The 14335-nt window shown below is 72.2% G+C and carries 15 protein-coding genes and 1 riboswitch; of the genes, 8 read left to right on the top strand and 7 right to left on the bottom strand.

The window, feature by feature from the left end:
• Positions 1-113 precede the first annotated feature (113 nt).
• Positions 114-1478 carry a class II 3-deoxy-7-phosphoheptulonate synthase gene (locus OG435_RS13800; RefSeq protein ID WP_430625628.1) on the top strand — a complete coding sequence of 455 codons (1365 nt, stop codon included), beginning with the start codon at positions 114-116 and terminating at the stop codon, positions 1476-1478.
• A gap of 163 nt (positions 1479-1641) precedes the next feature.
• Positions 1642-1908, top strand: coding sequence for a (2Fe-2S)-binding protein (locus OG435_RS13795; protein WP_266877117.1), 267 nt, complete (start codon positions 1642-1644; stop codon positions 1906-1908).
• Positions 1909-1951: 43 nt separating this feature from the next.
• Here the strand turns inward: OG435_RS13795 and bfr are convergent, their stop codons facing one another.
• Positions 1952-2428 (bottom strand): bacterioferritin, encoded by a 477-nt coding sequence (bfr, locus tag OG435_RS13790; RefSeq protein ID WP_112446344.1) that lies wholly within the window; start codon positions 2426-2428, stop codon positions 1952-1954.
• Between the two features lie 173 nt (positions 2429-2601).
• Between bfr and OG435_RS13785 the strand changes: the two genes are divergently transcribed.
• On the top strand, positions 2602-3234 hold the full coding sequence (locus tag OG435_RS13785) for a sulfite oxidase-like oxidoreductase (protein WP_266877115.1): 633 nt from the start codon (positions 2602-2604) through the stop codon (positions 3232-3234).
• 23 nt (positions 3235-3257) lie between these two features.
• On the opposite strand, the gene OG435_RS13780 is transcribed toward OG435_RS13785, so the two are convergent.
• The 6 genes from OG435_RS13780 to thiO all read right to left on the bottom strand — a co-directional run bounded on the left by OG435_RS13780 (position 3258) and on the right by thiO (position 9238).
• Entirely contained in the window at positions 3258-3764 is a 507-nt protein-coding gene (locus OG435_RS13780; RefSeq protein ID WP_266877114.1) for a DUF4396 domain-containing protein, read from the bottom strand.
• Between the two features lie 88 nt (positions 3765-3852).
• A complete protein-coding gene (locus OG435_RS13775; RefSeq protein WP_266877113.1) occupies positions 3853-4728 on the bottom strand; it encodes a deoxyribonuclease IV in 876 nt (291 codons plus the stop codon).
• Between the two features lie 9 nt (positions 4729-4737).
• Positions 4738-6666, bottom strand: coding sequence for a Stk1 family PASTA domain-containing Ser/Thr kinase (pknB, locus tag OG435_RS13770; protein ID WP_266877112.1), 1929 nt, complete (start codon positions 6664-6666; stop codon positions 4738-4740).
• Between the two features lie 364 nt (positions 6667-7030).
• Positions 7031-7825 (bottom strand): thiazole synthase, encoded by a 795-nt coding sequence (locus OG435_RS13765; RefSeq protein ID WP_266877111.1) that lies wholly within the window; start codon positions 7823-7825, stop codon positions 7031-7033.
• A 4-nt stretch (positions 7826-7829) separates the two neighbouring features.
• Positions 7830-8030: a sulfur carrier protein ThiS gene (gene thiS / locus OG435_RS13760; RefSeq protein WP_243330100.1), complete on the bottom strand. Its 201-nt coding sequence runs from the start codon at positions 8028-8030 to the stop codon at positions 7830-7832.
• Positions 8027-9238: a glycine oxidase ThiO gene (gene thiO / locus OG435_RS13755; RefSeq protein WP_266877110.1), complete on the bottom strand. Its 1212-nt coding sequence runs from the start codon at positions 9236-9238 to the stop codon at positions 8027-8029. The genes thiS and thiO overlap by 4 nt, the downstream gene beginning before the upstream one ends.
• Positions 9236-9348, bottom strand: a riboswitch (TPP riboswitch). Its footprint overlaps the gene before it by 3 nt.
• Before the next feature lie 125 nt (positions 9349-9473).
• Here thiO and OG435_RS13750 point away from each other — a divergent pair.
• The 5 genes from OG435_RS13750 (at position 9474) to OG435_RS13730 (ending at position 14323) form a co-directional block, all read left to right on the top strand.
• On the top strand, positions 9474-10730 hold the full coding sequence (locus OG435_RS13750) for an NAD(P)/FAD-dependent oxidoreductase (RefSeq protein ID WP_430625627.1): 1257 nt from the start codon (positions 9474-9476) through the stop codon (positions 10728-10730).
• A 396-nt stretch (positions 10731-11126) separates the two neighbouring features.
• Positions 11127-11492 (top strand): Rv2175c family DNA-binding protein, encoded by a 366-nt coding sequence (locus tag OG435_RS13745; RefSeq protein ID WP_266877109.1) that lies wholly within the window; start codon positions 11127-11129, stop codon positions 11490-11492.
• A 94-nt stretch (positions 11493-11586) separates the two neighbouring features.
• A complete protein-coding gene (locus tag OG435_RS13740) occupies positions 11587-12303 on the top strand; it encodes a thiamine phosphate synthase (protein WP_266877108.1) in 717 nt (238 codons plus the stop codon).
• Between the two features lie 121 nt (positions 12304-12424).
• Entirely contained in the window at positions 12425-13339 is a 915-nt protein-coding gene (gene metF / locus OG435_RS13735; RefSeq protein WP_266877106.1) for a methylenetetrahydrofolate reductase [NAD(P)H], read from the top strand.
• Positions 13340-13390: 51 nt separating this feature from the next.
• Positions 13391-14323 carry a hypothetical protein gene (locus tag OG435_RS13730; protein ID WP_266877105.1) on the top strand — a complete coding sequence of 311 codons (933 nt, stop codon included), beginning with the start codon at positions 13391-13393 and terminating at the stop codon, positions 14321-14323.
• Positions 14324-14335: the final 12 nt, after the last annotated feature.

The raw sequence follows: 14335 nt of genomic DNA, 5'->3' as shown, positions 1-14335 counted from the left end.
CCCAGCCTAGCCCACCGGTCCGGCGAAGAGATGTGAACGCGTGAGTAACACAGTGAGAGACATCCGTCTCACGTAGTGGTCCTCGACCGGGAGACGGGGTGTGACGCCGTAATGTGTGTGGGGTGACCGTGAACGCTGAAACCCAAGCCCCCGCCTCCAAGGCGACCTGGCGAGACCTTCCCGCGGCGCAGCAGCCTTCGTACCCCGATGCCGAGGCCCTGCGCGCTGTCGTCGCGGACCTCGAGTCGTATCCTCCCCTCGTTTTCGCGGGTGAATGCGACCAGCTGCGCGCCCGTCTGGGAGCCGTCGCCAAGGGCGAGGCGTTCCTGCTGCAGGGTGGCGACTGCGCCGAGGCCTTCGATGCCGTCTCCGCCGACCACATCCGCGCCAAGCTGAAGACGCTGCTCCAGATGAGTGCCGTCCTGACGTACGCGGCCTCCGTGCCGGTCGTCAAGGTCGGCCGCATCGCGGGCCAGTACTCCAAGCCGCGCTCCAAGGACACCGAGACCCGCGACGGCATCACCCTGCCGACCTACCGCGGCGACTCCGTGAACGGCTTCGCCTTCACGGAGGAGTCCCGCGTCCCGGACCCCGAGCGCCTCAAGCGCATGTACCACGCGTCGGCCTCCACGCTGAACCTGGTGCGCGCCTTCACCACCGGTGGCTACGCCGACCTGCGCCAGGTGCACGCCTGGAACCAGGACTTCGTGAAGAACTCCCCGTCCGGGCAGCGCTACGAGCAGCTCGCGCGGGAGATCGACAACGCCCTGAACTTCATGAAGGCCTGTGGCACCGACCCGGCGGAGTTCAAGGCCGTCGAGTTCTACGCCTCCCACGAGGCGCTGCTCCTCGACTACGAGGGCGCCCTCACCCGCACGGACTCCCGCACCGGCCGGCTGTACGACACCTCGGGCCACATGGTCTGGATCGGTGAGCGCACCCGCCAGCTCGACCACGCGCACATCGAGTTCTGCTCGCAGATCGCCAACCCGATCGGCATCAAGCTCGGCCCCACCACCACGGTGGACGAGGCGCTCACCTACATCGACCGCCTCGACCCCGAGCGCGAGCCGGGCCGGCTGACCTTCGTCGTCCGCATGGGCGCCGACAAGGTCCGCGACAAGCTCCCCGAGCTGGTCGAGAAGGTCACCGCCTCCGGCGCGACCGTGGGCTGGGTCACCGACCCGATGCACGGCAACACCTTCGAGGCGGCCTCCGGCCACAAGACGCGTCGCTTCGACGACGTGCTCGACGAGGTCAAGGGCTTCTTCGAGGTCCACAAGGGCCTCGGCACCCACCCGGGCGGCATCCACGTCGAGCTCACCGGTGACGACGTCACCGAGTGCGTGGGCGGCGGCGACGAGATCTTCGTCGACGACCTGCACCAGCGCTACGAGACGGCCTGCGACCCGCGCCTCAACCGCAGCCAGTCCCTGGACCTGGCGTTCCTGGTCGCCGAGATGTACCGCGACCAGTAGACGTCGGCGCAGTGTGAGCACCTCGTGACGATGGGGCGCGGATCGAATGTGATCCGCGCCCCATCGTCGTACCCGGGTCTTTTAGGGAACCCTAAGTTTGGGTACGGTTAGGTAAGCCTCACCGAATGCGGGGAGAGGTGGTCGACCCGTTCCGGACAGGGAGGTGAACCGCGTGTACGTCTGCTCTTGTTTCGGGATCACCGACAAGCAGGTCAAGGACCACGCGGCCGCCGGGGCCTGCACCCCCCGGCAGATCGCCTCGGCCACCAAGGCCGGCACCGACTGCGGGTCCTGCGTGCGGACCATCCAGGGCCTCCTCGGCCGCGGAGCCTGCCCGCGTCGCGAGCTGCTGGAGAAGGGCGACGCCGCCGCCGTGCTTGCCGCCGACCCGCTGGTGCCCGCGGGTGCGGAGCTCGCCGAAGCCGCGTAGGCCGCCCCGGACGGCTTAGGGCGCACGGCCTGTGGCGTGCGGACTAGCTCGGCTGCTCGATGAGCTGCGCGATGTAGAGCGCCTCGCCGATGGACTCGATCAGCTCCAGCTGGGTGTCGAGGTAGTCGATGTGGTGCTCCTCGTCCTCGAGGATCTCCTCGAAGAGCCGCGCCGAGGTGACGTCACCCTTGCCGCGCATGACCTCGATACCGCGCTTGAGGCGGTCGATCGCCTCGACCTCGACCTGCCGGTCGGCCTGGAACATCTCCGTCAGCGTCTGGCCCACGCGGACGTGGAAGAGGCGCTGGTAGTTCGGCAGACCGTCGAGCATCAGGATGCGCTCGGTGATCTTGTCCGCGTGCTTCATCTCATCGATGGACTCTTCACGCGTGTACTTGGCGAGCTTCGTCCAGCCCTTGTTGTCCTGGATCCGGTAGTGGAGCCAGTACTGGTTGATGGCCGTAAGTTCGCCGGTCAGCTGCTCGTTGAGAAACTCGAGGACCTCGGGGTCGCCCTGCATCGCAGAGGCTCCTTCCAAGCAATGTCAGCAATGTGACGGGGCAGGTGCGCGCATCCTTGCACCGCCGCAGGAGGCCGTCCAGTAAGTGCCTCCTTAGTGGGAGTTACCGCGACTTGCCCGAATCCGGGCGAAGCTGGTCATGACCACCCCGCCAAGTCTGTCACCATGGAGACATGGGTCAGCCGGAAAGCCGGGAATCTCCGGGATCAGAGCAACTGGAGCTTCCCCCGGGGCAGAGGCTGCAGCGAGGCTGGCCGGTCACCCACTACGGGCCCGTACCCAAGTTCAAGCCCGAGCGCTGGGAGTTCCGCGTCTTCGGCGCGACGGCCGACGGTGAGAAGCACTGCTGGAACCACGAGGAGTTCGCGGCCCTGCCGTTCGAAACCGTCGAGGCCGACCTGCACTGCGTGACGAAGTTCAGCATGACCGGCGCCGAATGGGGCGGCGTGCTCGCCCGCACGGTCCTCGCCCTCGCTCCGCCGTCCCCGCAGGTCACGCACGTGATGGTGTGGGCCGAGTACGGCTTCAGCTCCAACTTGCGCCTCGCGGACTTCGCCTCCGAGCGGACCGTCTTCGCCACCCACCAGGGCGGTGAACTGCTCACCGCCGAGCACGGTTTCCCGCTCCGCCTGGTCGTACCGCACCTCTATGCCTGGAAGGGCCCCAAGTGGGTCCGCGGCATCGAGTACATGACCGCCGACCGCCGCGGCTTCTGGGAGGAGCGCGGCTACCACAACATCGGCGACCCCTGGCGTGAGCAGCGCTACTCCTACCAGGAGGAGCCGGGCGACGGCCCCGAGCTGTAGCAGTAGCTCATCGGTTCGGTGGCTCAGTGGTGGTACCGGTGGACCACCGCGTGACCCTTGCCGCGGCCGATCATCCACTTGTTGACCGGAGTCGTGACGACGAAGGCCACCGCGAGCGCGATCCCGAGCGCCGCCCAGAAGAGCGCGTCCGACAGCATCGCGTCCATGGCTCCGGGCCAGAGCAGGATCACCCCGTTGTCGATCAGTTCCATGACGGCGATCGACAGGGTGTCCGCCGCCAACGCCACCCGAATGGCCGTACGGAAGTCCAGGCCGGCGGCGCGGATCCCGCGCAGGGTGAGCGCGTAGCCGAAGAAGAACGCGAGGGCGATCGCGAGGACCATCGTCGGGGCGTTCCCCCAGCCGAGCGCGGTGCCGATGACCATGCCGAGCACCTCGCCGATGGCGCACCCGGTGAGGCAGTGGAGCGTGGCCTGCGCGGCGGCGGCCCAGGTGACCTTGCCGGCACCGGCAGCGGCGGGGTGGCCGTGGCCGTGCTGCTCGTGCTGCTGCTCGTGCGCGTGTTCCATGAGAACCCCCTGGAGAGGAACGCCGGATAGCGGCTCTGTCGGTCGATACGACAGAACCGTATACCCCCCCGGGGTATTCCTCAATGGGTCAGCCGAGCGCTCGGAGCTCCTTCAGTAGCGCCACGTCCGCCGCGTGCCCTTCCTTGCCGCCGGGCGTCTCGATGATCAGCGGTACGCCCTCCATCGCCGGGTGCGTGAACAGCTCGGCGAAGGCGTCCCGGCCGATGTGCCCCTGACCGATCTGCGCGTGCCGGTCCTTGTGGGCGCCCACGCCCTCCTTGGAGTCGTTGGCGTGCACCAGCTTCAGCCGGCCCTCGCCCACCGTGTCCACCAGCAGGTCCAGCGTCTGCTTCGTCCCGCCCGGCTCGGCCAGATCGTGCCCGGCCGCGAAGATGTGGCAGGTGTCGAGGCAGATCCCGAGCATCGGATGACGGTCGAGGGCGTCGAAGTACGGGCCGAACTCCTCGGCGGTCGAGCACAGCGAGGAGCCCTGCCCGGCCGTGGACTCCAGCAGCAGGAAGGGGTCGTCGTCATGCGTCAGCTCGTCCAGCAGCGGCAGCATGTGCTCCCTGACCTGCGCGTACGCCGCTTCGCGCGGCCGGCCCCCGGTCGCCGAGCCGGTGTGCACGACCACCCCGAGCGCGCCGATCGCCCGGGCCCGGCGCAGCGAGTGCCGCAGCGATTCCACGGACTTCAGGGCGGTGGCTTCGGTGTGCGAGCCGAAGTTGATCAGGTACGGCGCGTGGACGTACGCCGGAATCCCCTCGGCCGCGCAGACCTCGCGGAACAGCTCGTCCTGGGCCGGATTGCCGAGCGGAGTGGCCCAGCCGCGCGGATTGGCGACGAAGACCTGCACGGCCTCGGCACCCATCTCGCGGGCGTACGCCAGCCCGACCGAGGCCAGCCCGCCCGCGACGGGCACGTGCCCGCCCACTGGATTGCGGACCGTTGAATTGTTGTTCATGGCGTGCTGTTACAGCCCCTTGGTCCTGATGGTGATCGTGCTGCCCTCGGGGGCGTTCTGGCCCGCGGGGACCGACTGGGAGTCGACGGTGTTGCTGAAGGAGAGGAAGGGCTTGTCGACCTTGACCTTGAAGCCCAGCCCTTCCAGGGTCGTGCGGGCCGCGTCGACCTCCTGGCCGGTGACGTCCGGGACGGGGATCTGGCGGGGGCCCTTGGACACGGTCAGGGTGACCGTGTCGCCCGCGGCGGCCTGGCTGCCGGCGCTGATCGACTGGTTGGCGACCGTACCGGCGGGGGAGGGGGAATTGACCTCCTCGGGGGTCGTCTCCACCTTCAGGCCGAGGCCCTCCAGGGTGGAACGGGCCTGGTCGAGGGAGGTGCCCGTGACGCGCGGGACCGGCACCGGGCGGCCCTTGCTGACCACCATCGCGACCAGGGTGTCGAGGGACCGCTTCTGCCCGCCCGTCGGGTCGGTGCTGATCACCGAGCCCTGCGCGATGTCCTGACTGAAGGCCTGCGTGACGGCGCCCGGCGTCAGGCCGGCCGACTTCAGCTCGGCCTTCGCGGCCTCCAGGGGCTTGCCCTTGAGGTCGGGAACCATGACGACCTCGGGCCCGCGCGAGATGGTGAGCGTCACGGCGCCGTTGCCGCGGATGCGCTTGCCGCCAGCGGGGTCGGTGTTCATCACGGTCCCCTTGTCGAAGGCCGCGCTGAACTTCCGGTCGACCCGCTTGACCCCGAGCCCGGCCGCCGACAGCTGGGACTTGGCCTCGGCCTCGGTCTTGCCGAGCAGGTTCGGGACCTTCGTGAACTGGCCGGAGCTGATGTACCAGACCCCCGTACCGAGGCCGAGGAAGAGCAGGACACCCAGGACGACGAGCAGCGCCCCGGGGCGCCGGATCCGCGAGGCGGCCGGCGCCGGGGGCAGCGGCGGAGCCGCGAGCCGGGAGGTGTGGGAGACGGGCTCGGCGTGCGAGGCGTGCGGGACGTTGTCGGCCCGCACGGTCACCGGGCGGGGGATCACGCTCGTACGGTCCTCCGCGGCGGTCCGCTCCCCGGCCCGGGCCTGCGGCGGGACGGCGTCCAGCTCGGAGTCGGTGAGCTGGGCGCGGGCCCCTATGGCCAGCCCGAGGAGGGCGGCCGCGTCGTAGGGGCGCAGATCGGGGTGGCGCGCGGTGGCCTGGGCGACGAGCTCGTCGAGCGCGACGGGCAGCCCGGGGACGGCGGCCGACGGCGGCGGGACGTCCTCGTTGAGGTGCTGGTAGAGCACCTGGGCGGGGTTGGAGCCGGTGTGCGGCTTGGAGCCGGTGAGCATCTCGTAGAAGACGACCCCGCAGGCGTAGACGTCCACGCGGGTGTCGGTGACGCCGTTCTCGATCTGCTCGGGGGCCAGGTAGGAGACGGTGCCGAGGACGGACCCGGTGGTGTTCGTGACGGAGTCGACGGACCGGACCAGCCCGAAGTCGGCCACCTTGACCCGGCCGTCGTCGCCGATCAGCACGTTCTCGGGCTTCATGTCCCGGTGCACGAACCCGGCGCGGTGCGCGGCGCCGAGGGCGGCGAGCACCGGTTCGAGGATGTCGAGGGCCGCACGGGGCTGGAGCGCCCCGCGCTCCCTGAGCACGTCGCGCAGGGTGCAGCCGGACACGTACTCCATGGCGAGGTACGTGTACGGGCCGTGCGTGCCCTGGTCGAACACGGCCACGACGTTGGGGTGCGCCAGCCGGGCCACGGACTTCGCCTCGCGGATGAACCGGTCGACGAAGCCGGGGTCGGCGGCGAGGGCCGGGTGCATCACCTTCAGCGCGAGGACCCGGTCCAGCCGGGTGTCGACGGCCCGGTAGACCGTGGCCATGCCGCCGGCCGCGATGCGGGCGTCCACGCGGTAGCGGCCGTCGAGCGTCTGCCCGACGAGGGGGTCATCCAGGGTCGTGTCCACCCGGCGATTCTACGAGGGCCTCGCGCGGCGCAGTCCCGGGCGGTGGGGGTTGCAGCGCAGCTGTGACGCGGGGCGGTACGGGCCTCCGTGCGCGGGTGCCCTCGCCCCCTCGCGCTCCACCCCGGCCCGGTGGCTGCCCACCCGCCTCCCTCGGGACCGACCGGACGGCGGTCAGTCGCTGAGCCGTGGGATGCGTGGAGCGATCTGATGCGCTCGCCGTCGGCCCGGGCGGCTCATGGGCGCCCGGGCTCGGGGTGGGCCTTGCGGAGTTTGGTCGCGCCTCCCTGTTGGGCCCATCCCTGTCTCTCTGACCAACCCCAAACCTCGCGAAGCCTCCGGCCGGACCCCGTCCCGCCCCTTCCCCTCAGAACGCCGGGCGTTCCGGGTCCAGGGTGGCTCGGCCTTCCGTCGGGGAGGAGGCTTCCGCGAAGCGGCGTTGGGGGATGCGGCCCGCACGGTGGGCCAGGCGGCCCGCCGAGACCGCGTCCCGCATGGCCGCGGCCATCAGGACGGGGAGCTGCGCCCGGGTCACCGCCGAGGCGAGCATGACCGCCGCGCAGCCCAGTTCCATGGCCAGGGCCACGTCCGAGGCCGTTCCGGCGCCCGCGTCCAGGATGACGGGGACCCCGGCCCGCTCGGTGATCAGCTCGAAGTTGTGCGGGTTGCGGATGCCCATGCCGGAGCCGATGGGGGAGCCGAGCGGCATGATCGCGGCGCAGCCGACGTCCTCCAGTTTGCGGGCGAGGACCGGGTCGTCGTTCGTGTACGGGAGGACCGTGAAGCCCTCGTCGACCAGGATCTCGGCCGCGTCGAGCAGTTCGACCCCGTCCGGCAGGAGGGTGCGCTCGTCCGCGACGACCTCCAGTTTGATCCAGTCCGTGCCGAGGGCCTCCCGTGCGAGGCGTGCCGTCAGGACGGCCTCGCCGGCCGTGAAGCAGCCCGCGGTGTTGGGGAGGACAGCGATGCCCAGGCGGTTCAGGACGGAGAGGACCGATCCCTGGACCGTCGGGTCGAGGCGCCGCATCGCGACCGTGGTGAGTTCGGTGCCGGACGCGACCAGCGCCCGTTCCAGGATGTCCAGGCTGGGAGCCCCGCCGGTGCCCATGATCAGGCGTGAGGAGAAGGTCCGGCCGCCCAGGGTGAAGAGGTCGTCCGCCATGTGGTCAGCCTCCCTGGACCGCGGTGAGGACCTCGACGCGGTCGCCGTCGGTCACGGAGGTGTACGGCCACTGGCCGCGCGGGACCACGGTCTCGTTGAGGGCGGCGGCGACCCCCTTGGTGGCCTCGGTGAGGGTGGCGACCACGGTGGCGAGCATGGTCCCGTCCGCGATCTCGCGCGGCTCGCCGTTGACGGAAATGGTCATGCGAACGACTCCTGTCGCGTGAGGGTGGGGGTGGGAGCGGGGGTGTGGGTGAAGCGGCGCGGGGTGAAGGGGCGGGCGATCTCCGGCAGTTCGCCGGTGGTGAGGAGGTCCGCCATCACGTCCCCCGTGAGAGGGGTGAGCAGGACGCCGTTGCGGTAGTGCCCGGTGGCCAGGTGCAGGCCCGGGAGTTCGGTCGGGCCGAGGAGCGGGGCGTTGTCCGGTGATCCGGGGCGCAGCCCGGCCCGGGTCTCCACGAGGGGGAGTTCGGTGATCCCGGGTACCAGTTCGTGGGCGTCGCGCAGGAGTTCGTAGACCCCGCCCGCGGTGACGGTGGTGTCCCAGCCGAGTTCCTCGCTGGTGGCGCCGACGACGAGTTCGCCGTTCTCGCGGGGGACCAGGTAGACGTGGCTGCCGCGCACCACGGCCCGTACGGTCCGCGACAGGAACGGGGCGTACGACGGCGGCACCGCGAGGCGCAGCACCTGACCCTTCACCGGCCGTACGGGCGCCACCGCCTCGGGCGGTACGCCGTCCAGCCGGCCGCTGAGCGAGCCCGCGGCCAGCACCACCTGGTCGGCGCGCAGCTCCGTACCGTCCGCGTCGTCGAGGACCGCGCCGCAGGCCCGGTCGGCGGCGGTCAGCAGCCGGGCCGCCCCGGCGCGGTGCAGGGTGACCCCGGCCCGTTCGCAGGCGGCCAGCAGGGCGGCCGCGAGGCGGCGGGGGTCGACCTGGTGGTCGCCGTCCACGCGCAGGCCGCCGCGTACGCCCGGGGCCAGCATCGGTTCCAGACGGCGGCACTCGCGGCCGGTCAGCCACTCGGACTCCAGGCCGCAGCGGCGCTGGAGGGCGTGCAGTTCGCGCAGGTGCAGCCGGTCGTCGGCGTCGAGGGCGACGGCGAGGGTGCCGCAGGCGCGGTAGCCGATGTCCATGCCGCCGCTGGCTTCGGCGAGTTCGGCGGCGAACGCGGGGTAGCGGGCGGCGGAGGCGAGGCCCAGCCCGAGGAGGGGCTCCTCGCCGTAGTGCAGCTCGGTGACGGGGGCCAGCATGCCGGCCGCGACCTGGGCGGCGCCGCCGCCGGGGGCCGGGTCGGCCAGTGCGGTGCGCAGCCCGCGCCGGGCCGCCCGCCAGGCGGTGACCAGGCCGATGATGCCGCCCCCGATGACGAGGACGTCGTGGCCGGGACTCCGGCCGTTCCTGGATGAATGCATGGGCGTCCAGCCCCTCCCTTCGCCGGCATGACCCGGATCAGGTTCGTACGGTCGGAGGCCGGCCAGCCTCCCTCTCAGCCCGGTGCGCCCGGACTCCCGCGATAGGTTCCGTGCCAGAGTAACGGTGTGGCCGACGGCCGGTAAGGCTGCCTCCCCGGCGGCGGTGTCCGCCCCGGTCCCGGCAGGTCGGCATCCACTATTCCTGACGGACCGTCAGTTGATTAGGCTGGGCCGGGTGAGCGAGCAGACGCAACAGCAGAAGCAGCAGGGGCAGCGGGCGGAAGACACCCGGCGCGGCGTGGTGATCGTCGGTGCCGGGATGGCCGGGGTCCAGACCGCGGTCGCCCTCCGGGAGCAGGGCTGGACCGGCCCCGTCACCCTGCTGGGAGCCGAACCCCACCAGCCCTACGACCGGCCCCCGCTGTCCAAGGCGGTGCTCCTCGGCAAGGCGGAGGACTCGGCCTTCGACGTCGACTTCGAGGAGCTCGGCATCGAGCTCCGCCTGGGGGTCGAGGTCACCGGACTGCGGGCCGCGGACCGGGAGGTGGACACCGAAGGCGGCCCGGTCCCGTACGAGGTCCTCGTACTGGCGACCGGAGCCCTCCCGCTGACCCTGCCCGGCGCGGAGGGCGTCCCGGGGGTGCACCTGCTGCGCACCCTGGACGACGCGGCCCGGCTGCGGCCCGTCCTGGCGGCCGGCACGGCGGTGGTGGTGGTCGGGGCCGGGTGGATCGGCGCGGAGTTCGCCACCGCCGCCCGCGAGGCGGGCTGCGCCGTGACGGTGGTCGAGGCGGCCGACCGGGTGCTGGCGGGCGCGCTGCCCGCGGAGGTCGCCGAGCCGATGGGCCGCTGGTACGCCCAGGCGGGCGCCGAGCTGCTGACCGGCGCGCGGGTGGCTTCCGTGGAGCCGGGCCGGGTCCTGCTGGCCGACGGGCGGGCCCTGCCGGCCGGGGCGGTGGTGGTGGGCGTCGGCGCCCGGCCGGCCACCGGATGGCTGGCGGGGTCCGGCGTGGAACTCGGCGCGGACGGGGCGGTGGCCGCCGACGAGTGGCTGCGCACCTCGGTGCCCGGGGTGTACGCGGTGGGGGACTGCGCCTCCTTCCCGTCGGGGCGCTACGGGTCCCGGCTGCTGGTGCACCACTGGGACAACGCGCTCCAGGGACCGCGGGTGGTCGCGGCGGACATCGTGGCCGGGGGCTCCGGGGAGCAGGTCTACGACCCGGTGCCGTACTTCTGGTCGGAGCAGTTCGGCCGCTTCGTGCAGTACGCGGGCCACCACGGCTCCGCGGACGCGATGGTGTGGCGCGGCGACCCGGCGGACGACACCTGGTCGGTGTGCTGGCTGCGGGAGGGCCGGCTGGCGGCGGTCCTCGCGGTGGGGAGGCCGCGCGACCTGGCGCAGGGGCGGCGCCTCATCGAGTCGGGCGCCCTGGTCGACCCGGCGAAGGTCGCGGACCCGGGGACCGCACTGAAGTCGGCCCCCCTGGCCTGACCGCAAGCCCGGTCCCGGCGGAGTCGGGTCCGGCCCCCGCCGGGGCCACCAGCCCCGGCGGGGCCCGGCCCGGCCCGGCCCGGCCGGGCCGGGCCCCGATCCCGGCCCTGCGGGCGAAGTCCCCTACCCGCCCTTCGCCCGTTCCCCGGGCTCTGCCCGGACCCGTCCCGGGGCTTCGCCCCTGGCCCCCGGGCTCTGTCCGGACCCGTCCCGCCAGGCTGCGCCCGGGCCCGTGCCGGGGCTGCGCGCCAGGACCCCGGACCCGGCCCGGGGGCCGGCTGGGGCCGCGCGCGGGCCTCGTAGCCGGCCCTGTTTCCGGCCCCGGCCACGGGGTCCACGCCCCGGACGGGGTCGCTCGGGTACCGGCAGCGAGTCCGAGATGGCAGGCTTGTGCTCGTGACCGAGATTGACGCAAAGATCGATGCCCTTGTTCCCGCCTGGCTGTACCTCCCCGACATCGCGGAGATGCTCGACATCGAAGTGACCAAGGTTCGCCAGCTGGTCAAGGAAGGTCAGCTGCTCGCGGTGCGCCGCGGCGAGAACCGCTCCCTCCAGGTCCCCGCGGCCTTCATCGACGGAGACAAGATCGTCAAGGGCCTGGCCGGTCTGCTGACCGTCCTGCGCGACGACCGCTTCACCGACGCGGAGATCCTGGAGTGGCTCTTCACCGCCGACGACACCCTGCCCGGCACCCCCGTGCAGGCACTGAGCGAGAATCGCGGCACGGAGGTGAAGCGCCGCGCTCAGGCGCTCGCCATCTGAGCTGACTCCGCCTCAAGCGCGGTGGGCGGGTCCCGGCCGGGGCCCGCCCACCGCGTACGTATGCACGTACGACACACACCACCCGGGGGTACCCATGTCCGCGCTCGCCGCCCAGCTGTCCGATGCCCGGCTCTACCTGTGCACGGACGCCCGCAAGCGGCAGGGCGACCTCCCCGAGTTCCTGGACGCGGTCCTCGCCGGCGGCGTGGACATCGTCCAGCTCCGCGACAAGGGCATGGAGGCGGGCGAGGAGCTGGAACACCTCCAGGTCTTCGCCGAAGCGGCCCGCCGCCACGGCAAGCTGCTCGCCGTCAACGACCGGGCCGACGTCGCGCACGCCATCGGCTCGGACGTGCTGCACCTCGGGCAGGGCGACATCCCGGTGCCCGCCGCCCGCGCCATCCTGGGCCGGAAGGTCCTGATCGGCCGCTCCTGCCACTCCGAGGCGGAGGTCGACGCGGCCGCCGCCGAGCCCGGCAAGGTCCTGATCGGCCGCTCCTGCCACTCCGAGGCGGAGGTCGACGCGGCCGCCGCCGAGCCCGGCGTGGACTACTTCTGCACCGGCCCCTGCTGGCCCACCCCCACCAAGCCCGGCCGCTTCGCCCCCGGCCTCGGCCTCGTCCGGCACGCGGCCTCCCTCACCCAGGACCGGCCGTGGTTCGCCATCGGCGGGATCGACGCGGGGAACCTGGACGAGGTTCTGGACGCCGGCGCCTCGCGCGTCGTGGTCGTACGGGCCCTCACCGAGGCATCCGACCCCGGCGCCGCCGCCGCCGACCTCGCCAAGCGCGTCCGCGCCCGGCTCGGCTAGCAGGCCCGCGGGAGGCCCGGGCGGCCCGTGCCGCCCGCCCGTGCCGACCCGTCGTCTCATTTCCGCGTCCAATCCGTGGACAGCGCTTCGATGGACACCGGACCGCGTCTAACCTCCCCGTATGGCCCTTGGTACCTCTTCCACCTGGTCGGACCGTGCACACACGGTCCGCGACCTCATCGCGTCCGGGCGCTCGTACTCCTTCGAGTTCTGGGCCCCCAAGACGGAGAAGGGGGAGCGCAACCTCTGGAACGCGCTCCGCCGGGTCGAGGCGGTGGCCCCGAGCTTCGTGTCCGTCACCTACGGAGCCGGCGGCTCCACCCGCGGCGGCACCGTCCGTGCCACCGAGCAGATCGCCGCGGACACCACGCTGACCCCGGTCGCGCACCTCACGGCCGTCGACCACTCGATCGCGGAGCTGCGCAACGTCATCGGACAGTTCGCCGACGCGGGCATCCGGAACATGCTCGTCGTGCGCGGAGACCCGCCCGGCAACCCCATGGGCGAGTGGGTGCCGCACCCCGAGGGCGTGCACTACGCGGCGGACCTGGTCCGGCTGGTCAAGGAGTCCGGCGACTTCTGCGTCGGTGTCGCGGCCTTCCCCGAGATGCACCCGCGCTCCACGGACTGGGACACGGACATCCGGCACTTCGTGGACAAGTGCCGCGCGGGCGCCGACTATGCGATCACACAGATGTTCTTCGATCCGGAGCACTACCTCCGGATGCGCGACAGCGTCGCGAAGGCGGGCTGCGACACCCCGATCATCCCCGAGGTCATGCCTGTTGTGGGCATCAAGCAGTTCGACCGACTGCCCCAGCTCACCAACGCAGTCTTCCCCGCGGCTGTGAAAGAGCGCATGCTCGCGGTCAAGGACGACGCGGCCGCTGTACGCTCCATTGGCATCGAGTTCGCCACGGAGTTCTGCGCGCGGCTGCTGTCCGAGGGTGTCCCGGGGCTGCACTTCATCACGCTGAACAATTCCACGGCGACGCTCGAGATCTACGAGAACTTGGGCCTGCACCAGCGGGCCTGACCGGCCGTACCGCTCCCCCCGGGCGTGCGGCCGTACCGAGAGGGGCCCCGCATGGGAATGACGGTCCTCTACATCGCGTTCGGTTTCGTCGCGCTGTGGCTGCTTGCCGAGGTCCTGATGCAGTACAAGGCCCGGCTGCGCTGGCGCCTGCTCGCCTTCGCCGGGTTCGTCGGCGTGGTCGCAGGTGTCGTGCTGCCGTCGGTGCTCGTCATCGGGGCCGGCGCCGTCGCGTTCGCGATCGGCCAGACGCTGGTGACCCTCTCCTTCCGCAAGGGCTTCGTGTCCGGCTGGGCGCTGCGCCGGGGCAAGGCCCCCGAGCCCGAGCTCCCGCAGAGCCGGCGCCGTCGGTCCGGGGGCGCACCCCGCCCGGAGCCGGCCCTGGAGGTCACGGCCCTGGAGTACGGGCCCGACCGGGCCGGGGACGAAGACGAGTACGACAAGTACGCCGACGGTCCCGACGAGGATTCCGGTGCGTTCACCGGGGGCGACGCGCGGGAACAGGTCCAGGGGTTCCACCCCGGGCAGCCGGCCGCCGCCGGCGAACCGGGCCCGTACGGGGTGCCCGGCGAGACCTCCGCCTTCGCCTCCCCCTTCGCGCCGTTCGCCCCGGCCGCCGAGCAGGACGCCCACCAGTACGCGGCGTACTACGACCCGCAGACCCAGGGCGGCTACGACTACACCACCGGCTACCCGCCGCCCGGCGAGCAGCAGGTCTACGCCGCCTACTCCGACCCGTACATCGGCACCGGCGGGGCCGTCGCCCCGCAGCAGCCGTACGGCTACGCGGCCCCGTACGACGCCTACGCCCCGGACCCCTACGCGACGACCGGGCAGCAGGAGCAGTACTCCATGGACACCCCGCCCGGCGGGGTCTGGGTCCCGCAGCAGCGCGACGTGAACCAGCCCTACCCGGCGGAAGACCAGCAGCAGCCGTACCCGTATCCGTACCAGGGCACGGGCGACTACGAGCAGTACCGCTACTAGCCGGCCCCCGGC

The organism is Streptomyces sp. NBC_01264, from assembly GCF_026340675.1.
GTDB lineage: Bacteria > Actinomycetota > Actinomycetes > Streptomycetales > Streptomycetaceae > Streptomyces.
This window is presented reverse-complemented; position numbering and strand designations above follow the sequence as displayed.